This window comes from Streptomyces coerulescens, from assembly GCF_042657965.1.
Lineage (GTDB): Bacteria > Actinomycetota > Actinomycetes > Streptomycetales > Streptomycetaceae > Streptomyces > Streptomyces coerulescens.
Genome location: NZ_JBHSKM010000040.1, coordinates 63,534 through 79,010, shown reverse-complemented (window position 1 = coordinate 79,010; position 15,477 = coordinate 63,534). Strand labels below are relative to the sequence as shown.

14 protein-coding genes are annotated in these 15,477 nt (G+C 72.5%); 8 read left to right on the top strand and 6 right to left on the bottom strand.

Annotation, left to right across the window (positions count from 1 at the left end):
- Positions 1–162 precede the first annotated feature (162 nt).
- Positions 163–909 (top strand): GAF and ANTAR domain-containing protein, encoded by a 747-nt coding sequence (locus tag ACFPQ9_RS35925; RefSeq protein ID WP_380862815.1) that lies wholly within the window; start codon positions 163–165, stop codon positions 907–909.
- 43 nt (positions 910–952) lie between these two features.
- Entirely contained in the window at positions 953–1,231 is a 279-nt protein-coding gene (locus ACFPQ9_RS35920) for a ribosomal protein L7/L12 (RefSeq protein ID WP_380862813.1), read from the top strand.
- A 31-nt stretch (positions 1,232–1,262) separates the two neighbouring features.
- On the opposite strand, the gene ACFPQ9_RS35915 is transcribed toward ACFPQ9_RS35920, so the two are convergent.
- From ACFPQ9_RS35915 to ACFPQ9_RS35905, 3 genes are all read right to left on the bottom strand, one after another.
- A complete protein-coding gene (locus ACFPQ9_RS35915) occupies positions 1,263–2,036 on the bottom strand; it encodes a hypothetical protein (RefSeq protein WP_380862811.1) in 774 nt (257 codons plus the stop codon).
- Positions 2,037–2,242: 206 nt separating this feature from the next.
- Positions 2,243–3,544, bottom strand: a complete 1,302-nt coding sequence (locus ACFPQ9_RS35910; protein ID WP_380862809.1) for a hypothetical protein — start codon at positions 3,542–3,544, stop codon at positions 2,243–2,245.
- A 70-nt stretch (positions 3,545–3,614) separates the two neighbouring features.
- On the bottom strand, positions 3,615–4,817 hold the full coding sequence (locus ACFPQ9_RS35905; protein WP_380862807.1) for a PP2C family protein-serine/threonine phosphatase: 1,203 nt from the start codon (positions 4,815–4,817) through the stop codon (positions 3,615–3,617).
- Between the two features lie 143 nt (positions 4,818–4,960).
- Between ACFPQ9_RS35905 and ACFPQ9_RS35900 the strand changes: the two genes are divergently transcribed.
- Both ACFPQ9_RS35900 and ACFPQ9_RS35895 read left to right on the top strand, forming a co-directional pair.
- Positions 4,961–5,407 (top strand): hypothetical protein, encoded by a 447-nt coding sequence (locus tag ACFPQ9_RS35900; RefSeq protein WP_380862805.1) that lies wholly within the window; start codon positions 4,961–4,963, stop codon positions 5,405–5,407.
- 201 nt (positions 5,408–5,608) lie between these two features.
- Positions 5,609–6,520, top strand: a complete 912-nt coding sequence (locus ACFPQ9_RS35895) for a hypothetical protein (RefSeq protein WP_380862803.1) — start codon at positions 5,609–5,611, stop codon at positions 6,518–6,520.
- On the opposite strand, the gene ACFPQ9_RS35890 is transcribed toward ACFPQ9_RS35895, so the two are convergent.
- Entirely contained in the window at positions 6,435–7,754 is a 1,320-nt protein-coding gene (locus ACFPQ9_RS35890; protein WP_380862801.1) for an aminotransferase-like domain-containing protein, read from the bottom strand. The genes ACFPQ9_RS35895 and ACFPQ9_RS35890 overlap by 86 nt on opposite strands.
- A gap of 76 nt (positions 7,755–7,830) precedes the next feature.
- Here ACFPQ9_RS35890 and ACFPQ9_RS35885 point away from each other — a divergent pair, with 76 nt between their 5' ends.
- Complete coding sequence (locus ACFPQ9_RS35885) at positions 7,831–8,643, top strand: alpha/beta fold hydrolase (RefSeq protein WP_380862799.1); 813 nt, start codon at positions 7,831–7,833, stop codon at positions 8,641–8,643.
- Positions 8,644–8,685: 42 nt separating this feature from the next.
- Positions 8,686–9,687: an endonuclease/exonuclease/phosphatase family protein gene (locus ACFPQ9_RS35880; protein ID WP_380862797.1), complete on the top strand. Its 1,002-nt coding sequence runs from the start codon at positions 8,686–8,688 to the stop codon at positions 9,685–9,687.
- 143 nt (positions 9,688–9,830) lie between these two features.
- Here ACFPQ9_RS35880 and snpA read toward each other — a convergent pair whose 3' ends face one another.
- Complete coding sequence (gene snpA, locus ACFPQ9_RS35875; protein ID WP_380862937.1) at positions 9,831–10,484, bottom strand: snapalysin; 654 nt, start codon at positions 10,482–10,484, stop codon at positions 9,831–9,833.
- 178 nt (positions 10,485–10,662) lie between these two features.
- Between snpA and ACFPQ9_RS35870 the strand changes: the two genes are divergently transcribed.
- Positions 10,663–11,607, top strand: a complete 945-nt coding sequence (locus tag ACFPQ9_RS35870; RefSeq protein ID WP_380862795.1) for a LysR family transcriptional regulator — start codon at positions 10,663–10,665, stop codon at positions 11,605–11,607.
- Positions 11,608–11,624: 17 nt separating this feature from the next.
- Here ACFPQ9_RS35870 and ACFPQ9_RS35865 read toward each other — a convergent pair whose 3' ends face one another.
- Entirely contained in the window at positions 11,625–13,706 is a 2,082-nt protein-coding gene (locus tag ACFPQ9_RS35865) for a PhoX family protein (RefSeq protein ID WP_380862793.1), read from the bottom strand.
- A gap of 276 nt (positions 13,707–13,982) precedes the next feature.
- Here ACFPQ9_RS35865 and ACFPQ9_RS35860 point away from each other — a divergent pair, with 276 nt between their 5' ends.
- A complete protein-coding gene (locus tag ACFPQ9_RS35860) occupies positions 13,983–15,416 on the top strand; it encodes a VWA domain-containing protein (protein WP_380862791.1) in 1,434 nt (477 codons plus the stop codon).
- Positions 15,417–15,477: the final 61 nt, after the last annotated feature.

Genomic DNA, 15,477 nt, shown 5'->3' with positions numbered 1-15,477 from the left:
GGCAGCCGGCCGGTTTTCCGCGCCCCTGGGCATGGTGGTCCGGCCGGGTTTCCGCGCCCCCTCGGCAGGGTGGTCCGGCGGGTTTCGTGGGGGCCGCTTCGGGTAGTCGGGCGGGGTCGGAGGCGAGACCAGGAGGCCGCGCTCGGGAACGAGGAGGCTGCCGTGCGGCCCAAAGACGAGCGAGAGCGAGAACGGAGCCGGGAGTCGCCCGGCGCCGCGGACGCCGTCGCTGAAGGCGTGCGCGGGGTGGGGCCGGGTGAGATACCGGGGCGGCTGTGCGACGTGGCCGTGGACCTGCTGCCCGTGAGCGGCGCGAGCGTGTCGCTGTACAGCGACGGGCTGCCCGTGCAACTGGGCGCGAGCAACGCGCAGGCGGCGTATGTGACCGAGATCCAGGCCACTTTGGGCGACGGTCCCTGCCAGTCGGCCGCGGAGAGCGGCGCACCCGTGCTGGCCCGCGACCTGACGGCGGGGCAGGACGTACAGCGCTGGCCGGTGTTCGCCCAGCAGGCGACCGCCGCCGGGGTCCGCGCGGTGTACTCGATGCCGCTCGGCAGCGAGACGGTGTGCGTGGGCACGCTCGACCTCTATCGCGAGGCCCCCGGTGACCTCTCCGACCAAGAGCTGCGCACCGCACGCACGGTGGCCGGGATGATGACGGTGGCCCTGATGGCGCTGCCGCACGTGGAGGAGGCCGGCCGGCCGGGCGACAAGCGGTGGCTGAGCGGCCTCGCCACCGACCATGACCAGGTCTACCAGGCCACCGGCATGATCATGGCCCAGCTGCACATCGGCACGAACGAGGCGCTGGCCCGGCTGCGGGCGCACGCGTTCGCGCACGGGCGTACGGCACTGGACACGGCACGGGATGTGGTGACACACCAACTGCGGTTCGACGAGGACCCCTAGGGTCAAGACCGCCCAGGGACAAGACCGCCTAGGATCGTCGACCATGGAAATAGCGGGGCTCTTCTTCATCGTGGTCGGTGTCCTGGTCGTCATGAGCGTCCAGAGCCGGATCTCCCAGACCGACAAGCGAGTTGCCCGGGTCGAGCGCAAACTCGACCTGATCATGCACCACTTGGGGGTGGGCGAGCCCGCCGACCCGCGCATGGACGAGGTCGTCGCGTTGCTGCGGAGCGACAAGAAGATCCAGGCGATCAAGGCCTACCGGGAGATCACCGGGGCCGGCCTGAAGGAGGCCGCAGACGCGGTCGAGCGCATGGCCTGAACGTCCTTCACGTCTTCACGTCCTTCACGTTCTAGACGTCCTGCCTGCCCCGCTTTCTGACCTCCGTCAGACGGTGGGCGCCGAGTTCGACGGCGGCCCAGGTGGCGTCGGCCGGTACGTCGGCGAGGCCGCCGTTGATGACGGTGATCGCGTCGTCGCCGACCCGGACGGCGGCGACGTGCAGGGTGAGCGTGGGCGCGTCGCCGGACTCAGAGACACCGTGCAGGACGATCCGCAGACCCTGACGGGCCTCCCCGACCTGGGGCATCTCGGCCTCACCGACCTCCACCTCCAGCTGTCCGCCACGCGCGGTCGCCGTGAACTGCCCGCACTCGTCCGGCAGGCTGCCGAGCCACGCCAGCGTCGCGTCGACGTCCGCGGGCCGGTGGGCCACGATCTGATAGCGCAGCTGGGCCCCGTCCCACGGGTCGTCGAGACCCGTCGAGGCACGGGTGCGGGCCTCCGGCCCGAAGAGGTCCTCCGCGTACAGGGCGTCGAGCAGCCGCCGGCACTCGATCGAGTCGGTGGTCGCCTTCAGCATGGTGTCCCGCCAGGTGGCGAACCCCTCGGTGGGCACCCAGGGTTCACCGAGGTCGGCGTCCGTGATCAGCGCCGACCGCGCCTGGTCCTCGGTCAGCGTCGGGGCGGCCACCGGGGCCCGCGTCCCGCCGCTCGACACCGCGGGGGAGGCGGGCCCGGCCGAGGCCGCCCGGTCCGGCCACGAGACGGAGCACGCGGACACGGTCAGCAACGCGCCCGCGAAGAGCGCCGGGGCGATGACGGCACGGGCCGGGGGACGGGGCATCGCGGGCCTCCTGAGCTGGTGTCTAGGACGCGCCCAAGATCGGCACGTCTTCATAAGGCACCACCCCGGGAGGACGACCACCAGCGCGCCGAGCCGTCCGGGTGATGTTCCGGCGCCGCCCGGAGGAACATCGCGAGACCGTGTGTTCAGCTCGGTCGCGCTGATCTACCGCACCTTCACCCGCTGGACGCTCATCCGCTGACCCCTCACCCGCTGACCTGCAACTCCCGCAGTCGCCGGTGGATGTTCTCCAGGGCGCCGCTGCGGCGCCCCGGCACCCGGCCGCGCAACTCGGCCAGGGCGGAGCCCAGTTCGCGCGCGAGCATCGTGTCGCGGATCTGGCCCCACTGATGATGGGCCCGGTCCACCGCGGCCTCCACCGCGGGCGTCTCGGGGTTCTGCCCCGCGCCGAGCCGGGCGGAGGCGACGGTCAGCCAGGTACGGCAGCTGCGCACCGGGTCCCCCGCCAGCATCGCCAGGTCGGCCCGCACCTCGCTCCAGTGCAGGGCCTCCGGCGAGGCGGGCCCGTGCGCCCGCATCGCCCCGTGCTCCTCCAGGGCCGCCAACGCGTCGGCGTCGTCGTGCTGCCCGGACTGCACGGCGGCCGTGATGGCGGCGTGCGGGTCCACGGGGGTGGGGCGCTGCGCGGGTGGGGGCGGCGGGCCCGGGACGGGGGTCAGGACCAGGGTCGGCGGAGCGCTGGGCATGCAGGCCGGTTCGGGGCTGCTCGGCGGAGGGGGTGGCGCCGCCGGCGCCGCGAGCACGGGAGCCGCTGCGGGCAGAGCGGGCGCCACGGGCGCCGGCGCGGGTGCCGGTGCCGGTGCCGGTGCCGGTGCGGGGTGCTGGACGTAGGGCGGCACGGGCGCCTGCGCGGGGCCCTGCGCCGTCAGCACGATGTCCGTGCCCACGCCCGCCTCCGGCGCGATACGGGCGAGGGCCTGCTGGTGCAGTTGGTCCAGGGGCGGCCGGTGTCCGCTGCGCAGGAGCGTCGCGACCGCCTTCATGTACGCCGGGCCCGCCACCGTACGGCGGTTCGGCGGCGGGGCGACACGGCCGTACACGGCACTGGTGCGCCCCGAGTCGAGGGGGTTGGCCAGCAGCCACTCCCAGGTCTCCGCGTCGGCGTGCAGGTCGACGACGAGCGAGGTCGAACCCGGAGCGCGCAGCCGCAGTTCCTCACGGAACCAGTGCCAGGGGAACCCGGTGTAGCGGACGGTCGCCGGGGTGGAACGGGCCAGCGCGAGGTGCGGAAGGTGCTGGCGGCGGTCCAGCTGGAGCTGGCCGGCGACGAAGACGGTGAGCGGGCCGGGGGCCGCCGCCGCGGCGCGCAGCCGGGTCAGGACGGCCTGCGGCTCCAGCGGGTCGGCGAGCTCGACGACGTTCGCGGTGTCGGTGCCCGAGAGCACCGGGGGCGGCACCGCGGCGAGGACGGGAAGCACGGAGGCGGCGTCCACCAGACAGCCCTTGCCCGCAGGTGAGGCGGCGAGCAGCAGCACGGTTCCGGGCATCGGTCCCTCCCCATCCCCCGTCGATCACGTACGGCAGCACCGTAACCGCTGCGGGTGCAAAGAAGGGATCTCAAGCCCGCAAACGTCCATTTCCGTCCCCATTCCCCCCACCCTTCCCGGTGCCCTCACTTCGTCGTACCGCGAACACCGTGGTGTCGTCGGCCAGATGCCCGCCGCAGTGCCGCAGCGTGCGTTCCCGCACGAAGGCCACCAGCCGCCGGGGCAGGGCGATGCCCGGGTCCGCGGCGACGGCCTCGGTGAGGTCGTCGGCGAGCGGGTAGAAGGCGCCGTCGCCGTCCCGGGCCTCGGTCACCCCGTCCGTGGTCAGCAGCAGGGTCTCGCCGGGACGCAGCGGCACATGCAGCAGGGGCGGCCCCTCGCCGCGGGGGTCGAGTTCGGCCATGCCTAGGGGCAGACCGTGGCCGGGCGGCAGGTGCCGTACGCCGTGGGGGCCGACGACGAGCGGGCGGTCGTGGCCGAGGACGACGGCGTCCACCGCTCCCGGATCCAGGTCGGGGAAGCCGATCAGCACGGCGGTGGCGAACCGGTCCCGGTCCTCCCGGCCGAGGGCCTCCCGCATGAGGATGTGCCGCTGCAGCCGCTCCTCCAGGCGCAGGGCGATCGTCGCCAGGTCCGGCTCCTGGTACCCGACCTCCCGGAACGTGCCGAGCAGCGCGGCCGCCGTCTCGACCGCGCCCAGCCCCTTGCCCTGGACGTCGCCGAGGATGACGCGGGTGCCGTGCAGGCCGATCTGGATGTCGTAGAAGTCGCCGCCGACCCTGGCCTCGCTGTCGGCGGCGAGATAGACGGCCGCGTGCTCCAGGCCGCCCCAGTCCGGTGGCAGCGGGCGCAGCACGGTGCGGCGGATGGTGGCGGCGACGTCCTGGATGTGCACCATGCGGCGCTCGCCGCGCACCCGGACCACACAGGCCGCCGTGGCGAGGACACCACCGATGCCGGCGAGGACGAGGTCGGGCAGCCCGGCCTGGTACTCGTGCGGCAGGACGGCGTCCGCGGCGAGGTAGGTGGCGGGCGCGAGGACCGCGAACGCGGCCGTCCCCCACACCCCGCAGATCGCGGCGGCGATACCGGGCACCAGCACGATCCAGGACAGGATCCGGAAGTCGCTGCTGGTGTGGAAGTCGACCACGACGATGCCGATGAGGAGCAGCAGCGGCGGCAGCCAGGCGACGCTGCGGCCCCGCACGCGCAGCAGCTCCGGCCGGCGCGCGTCGCCCTTCAGCCCGGTCGCACCGTCGCTGACGGCCCTCATGCGCCTCAGACAAGCACGACGTTCGACGCGCCGCATCCGGGTACCCGTGCCGCCGCCGGAAAGACCGGCACGTCATTCGACTTGCCAGCCGACCGCCCCAGGTGTGCGCTGGAGGGCGGGGGCGAGGAGAGAGGAGTGCTCTCATGGCTCACGCGGCACCCGCGCCCGGGGCACGGACCCCGGCGGCGCTCACCCCGCTGCCCGATGTCTTCAGTGCCCGGACGCACCGCATCGCGGGCATCGTGACCCCGGTGGTCCTCGGGCTGATCTACGGCTACTGGGCCGCGGCGAACCGGCGCTCCGGCGGCGAGATCACCGGCTGGAACCTGCTCTTCGGCTTCATGACGACGATCGCTTTCATCATCGTCTACGTCGGTGTCCGCGCCCTCGCCCCGCACCTGAGGCGTGAGCTGCACGCCGTCCTGTGGGCGGCGTTCGTGGGCGGCGCGTTCGGCTTCCTCTACAGCCAGACCGACGCGTCGGTCCTGAGGTCCTCGGTGATGGGGCTCGCGATCGGAGCGGTCACCTTCGTGGTGATGTTCTACCGCTACTACACGCACGAGGACGCCGCGGGCCACCACATCGGCTGAGCAGCGCACGGGCCGGCCCCGCCACGCACCGACAGCGCGGCCGGGCCGGCCCGTTTCCCCTTCATCCACCCACGAACCCGGTCCTCTCCCCTGATCCATGAGACACCCGTTCGGGTGAACCCTCCACCGGAGAGCGGTGCCGTGCGCCCGTATGCAGGCATCCGCCTGGCGCACCCGCCCCCGTGACCCTTGCCTGAAGGTGTGCCCCTCCGTGTGCGGAACGCCCTGTCGGCAGCGCTGATCGCCCTGTCGTGCCTGCTCGTGCCGTTCGGCGTACTGGCGGCCTGGGTGACGTACGGGCTGACCGACACCGGCCGGTACGTCACGACGATGGCGCCGCTCGCCGCGGATCCGGCGGTGCAGGGCGCGGTCGCCGACACCGTCGAGGCCGGGATCCTGGACGAGGCCGACGGCCGAGCGGAGACGGCGACGTCCGAGCCCGGCAGCGTGCGGCCCTTCATGGACGACGCGGTGCGCTCGTTCACCCGGACCGCGGCCTTCCACACGGCGTGGGACGCGGGCAACCGGGAGGTCCACGACGCGGTGCTGCGGGCCCTGCGGGACGGGAGCGAGCGCGCGGTCACCGTCGATCTGGCCCCGATCACCGCCCAGGTCAAACGCCGGCTCGCCGACGAGCAGGTACCGCTCGCCCGGCACATCCCGGTCGAGCACACCGAGGTCCCGGTGCTCCCGGCGGACGACCTCGCGCGGCTCAGGAAGGGGTACGACGTGCTCGAAGTCGCCGGATTCTGGCTGCCGGTCTCGGCGGCCGTCCTGGCCGCGGCCGGTATCGCCGTCGCCGCGTGCCGCCGCCGCGCGGTCACCGCGACCGCCCTGGGCACGGCGCTGGGCGGCGCGCTCCTCGCACTGGCGGTGGCGATCGGCCGCAGGCTCACCCTGGCCGACATCCGGGAAGCGGCTCACCGCCCGGCCGCCGGCGCGGTCTACGACGCCCTGACCCACACCCTGCGCACGGTGTCCTGGGCGCTGGTCGTCCTCGGTCTGACCGTGGCCCTGGTGTGCCGGCTCACGGGGTACCTCGCGCGACGCCGGCGAGCGTCCGCAGCGCCCGCCGCAGATCCGGCTCAGGAGCCGACGCGAGCCCGAGTCTGACGGCGTCCGGGGTGCGGTGGGGGTCGACGGCGAAGGCGGGACCCGGCGTGACCGCGATGCCGTGCGCGGCCGCGGCGGCCGTGAAGGTGTCGGCCCGCCACGGCGCGGGCAGCTCCCACCAGACGAAATAGGCGTTCGGATCGGAGCGTACGGTGAAGTCCCGCAGCTCCTCGGCGACCACCCGCTGTCTGCGCGCCGCGTCCGCCCGCTTCGCCGTGACCAGCCGCCGCACGGTGCCCTCCTCGATCCAGCGCACGGCCGCCTCCAGCGCGAACCGGCCCGCGCTCCAGCCTCCGGACCGTACGGCCGCCGCCACCGTCTCGACGCGCCCCTCGGGGACGGCGACGAAGCCGACGGTGAGCCCGGGGGCGACGCGCTTGGAGAGGCCGTCGACGACATGGGTGAGGCCGGGCGCGTGGGCGGCGAGGGGGTCGTCGTCCGTCAGGAAGGACCAGATCCGGTCCTCCACCACGGGGATGTCCAGGTCGAGGGCGGTGCGGGCGAGCAGCCGCCGGCGTGCGGGGCCGGTCGTCAGCGAGGTCGGGTTGTGCAGGGTGGGCTGGAGGTAGAGCGCGGCCAGGGGAGCGCCGCGGTGGGCGGCGGCGACGGACTCCGGGCGCGGGCCCTGCTCGTCCGTGGCCAGCGGCACCAGGGTGATGCCGAGCCGGGCGGCGATCTCCTTGACCACTGGGTAGGTCAGCGCCTCGACGCCGACCCGGCCGCCGGGCCGGACCAGGGAGGCGAGGGTGGCGGCGACGGCCTGGCGGGCGTTGCCGGTGAACAGGATCCGCTCGGGGGCGGGGTGCCAGTCTGGGGTGGCGAGCAGCGCGGCCGCCGCCGCGCGTGCCGCGGGGGTGCCGGTCGCGGGGGACGGGCGCAGTGCCTCGGTGAGGACGTCGGGGCGCTGGAGCGGTGCGAGGGCCGGGGCGAGCAGCTCCGACTGGCCCGGCGCGGAGGGGTAGTTGAGCTCCAGGTTGACCGGCGCCGCGGTCGCGGCCTCGACGAGGGCCCGGCCGGTGGCCTCGGGGGCGGCCCGTACGAAGGTGCCGCGGCCTACCTCGCCGACGACCAGTCCGCGCCGTACGAGTTCGGCGTACACCCGCCCCGCCGTCGACCCGGCGATCCCGCGCCGGCGCGCGAACAGCCGCTGCGGAGGCAGTCGTTCGCCCGGCTTCAGCCGTCCGGCGGTGATCTCGTCGGCCAGGCGGTCGGCGATGCGCCGGTAGTCGTCCATGTGCCCTCCCCTGACATTGCACCGAGGGCAAAGATCTTATTGCACCGAGGAGTTGAGACGATCTAGGGTCGTTCACATGACCCCTTTCCTCGCATACGTGGACAAAGGCGCCGATCGTTCATCGATTCCCCTCGTCCTCGTCCACGGCCATCCCTTCGACCGCACGATGTGGGCCCCGCAGATCGAGACGTTCTCCGCGGCCCGCCGGGTCATCGCCCCCGACCTGCGCGGCTACGGCGCCTCCCCCGTCGTACCCGGCATCACCCCGCTCTCCGACTTCGCCGCGGACATCGAGGCCCTGCTGGACGACCTGGAGGTGGAGACCTTCGTGCTGGGCGGTCTGTCGATGGGCGGCCAGATCGTCATGGAGTGCTACGCCCGTTTCCCCGGCCGGATCCGGGGACTGGTCCTCGCCGACACCTTCCCGGCGGCCGAGACCGAGGAGGGCAGGCGCGTCCGCGGCGCCATGGCGGACCGGCTGCTGCGCGAGGGCATGCGCGGATACGCCGACGAGGTGCTGGAGCGGATGGTCGCGCCGTACGCGTCCGCCGAGGTCAAGGCCCATGTCCACCGCATGATGACGGCGGCCCCGCCCGAGGGCGCCGCGGCGGCCCTGCGCGGCCGCGCCGAACGCCCCGACTACCGCGAGCTGCTGACCCGGGTCACGGTCCCCGCCCTGGTCGTCGTGGGCGCCGACGACACCTACACCCCGGTGCCGGACGCCGAGGCCATGCACAAGGCACTCCCGCACTCGACACTCCGGGTGATCGGGGGAGCGGCGCACATGCCGAACCTGGAGCGGCCGGAGGAGTTCGACGAGGCACTGGCGGCGTTCCTGGGGCACGTCGACGCCTCCTCGCAACCTTCGCCCCACGGGCCCCGTCTTTGAGGGAGGATTCGGGCATCGCACCCGCGAGCGGAAGGCCGGGACGTGGACACTGCGGCTGCCGAATGGGCGGCACCACCGGACGGCGAGCCCGCACGGCGCGGTCGGCGGCGGTTCGGCGCCTGGGTCGCCGGGCTGCTGTTCCTCCTGGTCAGCGTGGTCGTCGGCTGCCGGATCGCCGACACCGACGGCATCACGCCCGTCCCGCAGTTCCTCGCGTTCCTGCCGTGGCTGCTCGTGCCGGCCGGCTTCGGACTGCTGCTCGCCGTGCTGGCGCGCTGGTGGTTCGGCGTCGTGTGGGCCCTCGCGCTGCTCGGCGCGCTGGCCTGGTTCATCGAGCCGTACGGCAGGACGACCCGGCCGGACGGACCCCCGCTGGTCTCCTTCCGGGTGCTGACCTCGAACCTCGAGTTCGGGCAGGCGACCGACGCCCTGGTCACCGCCGTCCGCCGTGAGAAGCCGGACCTCGTGTTCGTCCAGGAATGCGAGTTCACCTGCGACGACACGCTCGGCAAGGCCCTCGGCGGCGACTATCCGCACCGGACGGCGCAGGTGGCCGCCGGTTCGAAGGGCTCGGTCGTCCTCAGCCGCTTCCCGCTCGACCCCACCGCCCCCGTCACCGGCACCATGGCCATGCCCGGCGCCGTCGCCGACGTACGCGGACACGCCGTACGGCTCCAGCTCGCGCACCCCATGCCGCCGCTGCCCGGCCGGACCGACCTGTGGCGGCGGGAGCTCGGCGAGCTGCGGGACTTCGCCGCCGAGGACCACCGCACGCCCCTCGTCGTCGCCGGGGACTTCAACGCCTCCCAGGACCACGCCGCCTTCCGCCGCATCCTGGACACCGGCCTGCACGACGCCGCCCGGCTCGACGGCCACGACCGCACACCCAGCTGGCCGGCCCGCACGGCACCGATGTTCGGCGCGCAGATCGACCACGTCCTGCTCTCCGAGGACTTCTCCGTCCGCTCCGCCCGCTTCCTCGACCTGCCCGACACCGACCACCGTGCCCTGGTCACGGACGTCACGCTCCACCGGCGACGATGACCTGAACACCGGTATCCGCGAAGCCCCGCGAGCCATGCGCACGCACAAAACCGGCGCGGCCGCCCCGTGCAGGAGGGCGACCGCGCCATGTGGGGGGTGGGTCTGGCCTTACCGGCGGTGTGCCTTACTAGCGGTGTGCCTTACTAGCGGTGTGCCTTGTGCAGGGCCTTGTCCATCGCGGCGGCGAACCCGTTGGCCCACAGCTGCTCGACCTTGGCCCGCTCGTTGGCGTCCGGCTGCGAGTTGGTGCAGGACGGGCCGGGGCCGCCGCCCGACATCAGCTCACTGCACGGACCCTCATAGTGGTCCGGCAGGCCGAGGACGTGCCCCGTCTCGTGCGCCGTGACGCGGGTGGAGTCGTACTCCTGGTTCTGCTGGTAGTCGAGGAAGATGTAGCCGTTGCCGTGACCGTCGGTCGAGGCGTACGAGCCGCGCGGGTCGTTGCCCTCGCGGTACGTGAAGTCGGCGTTCGAGCCCTCCTGGAGCTTCACGTTCGACACCGAGCCGTTCCATATCTCGGTGCTGCGGGCTATCTGCGCGCTGAACGCCGGCGCCCCGGAGGCGTCGTAGGTGACGGTGACGGCCGCGGCGCTCGGGTTCTCGGCACGCTTCTCGGCGACCGACTTCAGCACGGCCTGGAAGAAGGCCTTACTGGCGTCGGAGTCCGAGGACGTGGCGACGTAGCCCGCGTGGTCGGGGGCCGGCGCAGCCGACGCCGGAGCGATGGTGCCGAACCCGAGGGCCGCCACTCCGAGACCGACCGCGACCGCCGAACGCGCGGACAGGGAAAAGGACATACGCATCGATGACTCCTAGGTGGGGGGTGAGTCGTCAAGGCGAGTGTCTGCTTCCGCGTGGCCGCTGTGATGATGGCAATCGGTGATAGCGCTGCCCTATCAGGACCCCAATTAGCAAGGATCGGAGGGGATTTGTGCGGCTGGTGAAAGCTTTGATTCCGTTTTAATGTCCCAGGGCATGGAGCTCGAGGTGAGGCACCTCCGCGCACTGTGCGCCATAGCCGACACCGGCAGTCTGCACCGGGCCGCCCGCCAGCTGGGCGTCGCCCAGCCGTCACTCAGCACACAACTGCGCCGGATCGAGCAGGAGCTGGGCGGCGCGCTGTTCCTGCGCGCGCGGACCGGCTGCCGCCCCACACCGCTCGGTCGCCTGGTGCTCAGCCGCGCCCGGCCGCTGGTGGCCGATATGCGTGCCCTCGTCGCCGAGGCGCGGGCCGCCGCGGCCGGCGGACCGGAGCTGCGGGTCGGCTCCACCGCGAGCAAGGCCCTCGCGGGCTGGCTGCGCCGGCTGCGCGGACAGGGCCAGGACCCGACGCTCCATATGAACGTCTCCCCGAACGCCCTGCTGCGCATGGTCGCCGAGGGACAGCTCGACGTCGCCTTCGTGCACGAGGTCGAGGGCTCACCGCTGCGCATCCCGCCCGAGCTACGGCTGCGCGTGCTGATGGAGCGCGAGCCGCAGTTCGTGTCGCTCCCGACCGACCACCCCGGGGCGAAGAAGTCGGAGGTCACGCTCCTCGACCTGGCCGACGACCGCTGGATGGTCGACCCGACGGTCGACGGGGAGTGGGACGCCGTGCAGCGGATGTTCCGCGCGGCCGGCGTCAATCCGCACGTCCTGCACGGCGACTACTACACGGCCGACGCCCTGGTCGCCACCGGCGAGGTGGTCACCGTCTGCCAGCCGACCCACGCCGACAGCCCCACGATGGCGGTACGGCGCCTGCACGGCGATCCGCTCGGCGTACGCCTCCTGCTCGCGGCCCGCACGGAGACGGACCTCGACGGGGTGTATCCCGCGCTGGCGGAGGCGTACTGGGAGGCGGCGCGGCAGGCGCCCGCGTACCGGGAGTGGCTGGAACACGACGGCGAACCGCAGCCGCCGGTCCCAGCACTCCCGTAGGGCGTAAGGCCACCGGCTCAGACGCCGATGTCGCAGCCGTCCTTGCGCCAGACCGCCACGACGGCGGGCCGGTTGATCTTCCCCGCCCCGTCGGGCCAGGCGCTCAGCGGCTTCTCGGCCGTCGCGCCGTCGATCTCGCCCGGGTGCTGCACGGCGACGAGCACGCGGCGGTCCTGGATGACCGGGCCGCAGGTCTCCGCGCCGTTCGGCATCGTCAGGAACTGCTTCAGCTCACCGCGGCGGTCACCGCGGGTGGCGACGCCGAAGAGGCCGTCGTGGTTGCCGAGGGCGTTGCCGTCGGTGGAGATCCACAGGTTGCCGTAGGAGTCGAAGGCGACGTTGTCCGGGCAGGAGATCGGGGAGACGTCGTCCTTCGGGAACCCGGCGAAGTAGGTGGCCGGATCGTTCGGGTCACCGGCCACGAGGAACAGCGACCAGGCGAACTTCTTGCTGTCGGCGCGGTTCCAGCGCTCGGTGAGCTCCAGGATCTGGCCGTGCTTGTTGGCGTTGCGCGGGTTGGCCTCGTCGGCCTTGGCGTTCGAGCCGACGCCGCGGTTGGTGTTGTTGGTGAGCGCGACGTACACCTTGCCGGTGTGCGGGTTGGGCTCGATGTCCTCGGGCCGGTCCATCTTCGTCGCGCCGACCTTGTCACCGGCGAGACGCGTGAACACGAACACCTCGTCCGCGGTCATCCCCTCGACGTGCGAGACGGCACCCTTGGCGGTGGCGGTGGCCAGCGGAATCCACTCACCGCTGCCGTCGAACTCACCGTCGGCGGGAAGCTTGCCGCTTCCGTCGATCTCGATGGCCGGGGAGTCACCGCTGAGCTTGGCGACGTAGAGCGTCCCCTCGTCGAGCAGCGAGAGATTGTGCTCCCGCACCGCCCGGCTCGACCCCTTCTTCATCCGCTTGCTGCCGATGAACTTGTAGAAGTAGTCGAACCGCTCGTCGTCACCGGAGTACACGACCGGACGCCCGTCGTCGGTCAGCCGGACGGTGGCGCCCTCGTGCTTGAACCGGCCGAGCGCGGTGCGCTTGCGGGGCTTGGCCGTGGGGTCGTACGGGTCGAGCTCGACGACGAAGCCGAAGCGGTGCGGCTCGTTCGGCTCCTGGGCCACGTCGAACCGCTTGTCGAACCGCTCCCACTTGCGCTCGGTCGCACCCGTCCCGAGCCCGTACCGCTTGTCCGTCGCCCGGGTGGCGTTGGCGAAGTACTGGTTGAAGTTCTCCTCGCCGTGCAGCGTGGTACCCCACGGGGTGACACCACCGGAGCAGTTGTTGAGAGTCCCCAGGACCTTGGTGCCGGTCGGGTCGGTGGAGGTCTTCAGCAGGTCCGAGCCGGCCGCCGGGCCGGTGACCTTGAACTCGCTGGTGGCGGTCACACGCCGGTTGAGCGGGTGCCGCGGAACGGGCGTGAGCTTGCCGCTGCGCCGGTCCCCCTCGACGACGACGGCGGACAGGCCGTGCGCGGCCCAGGCAACCTCGACCTGCTGCTTGGTCGGGTTGGCGGCGTCGTAGCCACGGAACATGAGCACTTCATCGGTGTACTCGTGGTTGGCGACGAGAATCTGCCGATTGCGCTCGCCCGGCAGCGGCAGAAGAGCGAGGAAGTCGTTGTTGTACCCGAACTGCTTCGACTGCGACTCGGCGGTCTGGTTCTCCGGGTCGAACGCGGGCGCGCCACGCAGGATGGGCTCGCCCCAGCGGATGACGACGTTCTGCGCGTAGCCGTCCGGGACGGTCACGGTGTCGGCGGTGTTCGGCGCGACGGGGCTGAAGCGCAGGCCGCGCGCGCCGCGGGAGGCATGGCGGGTGCTGGTCGCGGCGGTGGCGGCGGCCGTCTCGGCGGCGCTCGCCTTCGGGGCGGCGACGGTGGCGGAGGCGCCGACCGCGGTGGCCGCGGTGACGACGGCGGCGGCGCGCATCACGGTACGGCGGCTGAGGGCGTCGGCGATGACGTCACCGACGTACGGGTTGGTGGTGGTGTTGGGCACCTCGTGGAAACAGGCGTCACCACACCGGAAACGGCAGGTCAGGGCTGCTCTGCCACCATGATGCGAGTCGTTGTTGACGCTGACGATCGGCAACTGAATACGCATGGCTCTTGGTACTCCCCTTGCTTCCCCTTGAATGCAGCGTGGGGGACGGTAGGGGCACGTTTGTGCGGGAGCGGGGCGTTTGAATGAACGAAGGGTGAACCAGAGGTGGATGTACGGCAGTTGATGCACCGCTGCTGATCGACTCGATGTGGCCCTTGACGCCTGGGGAGCCTACGTGCCCGCCCCTCCCCAAGATCGCCATCCGGGGCCGCTAACCTTACGTGTCCGTCCTGGCCAGGGATCTACGGGCATCAACTCATGCGAAGGGTTGCGCACATGGGCATTCTCACTCTCCTGCGGAACGCGTTCGGCCGGTCACGCAAGGGGCGTACCGCCGAAGCAGAGGGTGCGACGACGCCTTCGCCGGAACCCCGGCCGACGGTCCCGTCCCCGTCCCCGGAACCCCAGCCGACCGCGGCTGCCCAGGTCCCGGAGCCACGCAACGCGGACCGCCCGGCACCGGAGCCCACCGAGCCGAAGACCAACCAGACCGACCAGACCGACCAGACCGACCAGGACATTCAGGACGACGAAGAACACGAACTGGTCTCAGCAGCTTTCGACAACGTAACGGTCCCGAAGCCGACAGAGCCGGTGGAGACGCCGGAGCCGGTGGAGACGGTGGCGGTCGAGGAGGCCGTGGCGGAATCGCCGGTGGCCGAGGAGCCGGTTGCCGTTGCCGAGGAGCCGGTGATTGCCGAGGCTGCGCCGGTTACGGAAGAGCCGACGGCGGTGGAAGAGCCCGTGGCGGTGGAAGAGCCGGTGGTCGCCGAGGCGGCGCCGGTCGCTGAGACGCCCGTCGCCGAAGAGACCACCGTGGAGGAGACCGGGGTCGCCGCAGAGCCGGTTGCCGAGGAGTCGACGCCGGAGCCGGAGCCGGAGCCGGTCGTGGAGAAGCCCGAGCCGGCAGCCGCCGAGGTCGCACAGGCCGAGGCCGCCCCGGTCGAGGCCACCCCGGTCGAGGCCGTCGAGGCCGTCGAGGACGGAGCCGCGGTCGCCGACGGCGAGGACGCCGCACAGGGGCCACTCGCAGCCGACGACGAAACCCGCACGGGTGGTGCGGGTGGGAACAACCCGGCCGAAGGCGAAGCCGAGGCCGCCCCGGCCACCGCCCTCGCAAAGGCCGGCCTGGAATCCGCCCGCGCCAAGGTCTACCTCGTCCTCGACCGCTCCGCGAGCATGCGCCCGTACTACAAGGACGGCTCCGCCCAGGCCCTCGCCGACCAGACCCTCGCCCTCGCCGAGCACCTGGACCCCGACGCCCCGAACCACTCCCTCCACGTCGTCTTCTTCTCCACCGAGGTCGACGGCACCACCGACCTCACCCCGGCCTCCTCCGAGACCGCCGTCGACGACGCCCACGCCGGCCTCGGCCGCATGGGCCGTACCAGCTACCACGCCGCCGTGGAAGCCGTACTCGCCCACTACGACAAGAACGCCGCCCCCGGCACCCCCGCCCTCGTCGTCTTCCAGACCGACGGCGCCCCCGACGCGAAGACCCCCGCCACCAAGTCCCTCACGGACGCCGCGAAGTCCCACCCCGCCGTCTTCTTCTCCTTCATCGCCTTCGGCGACCACGACAACAAGGCCTTCGACTACCTCCGCAAACTGAAGACCGACAACACGGCCTTCTTCCACGCGGGCCCGACCCCCCTGGAACTCACGGACGCGGAGCTCTACGACGGGGTACTGATCGACTGGCGCCCGTAACGCCCAGAGATCATCACCGGAGAACACCACCGAAGATCACCCGGGCCGCCCCTTCCCACCC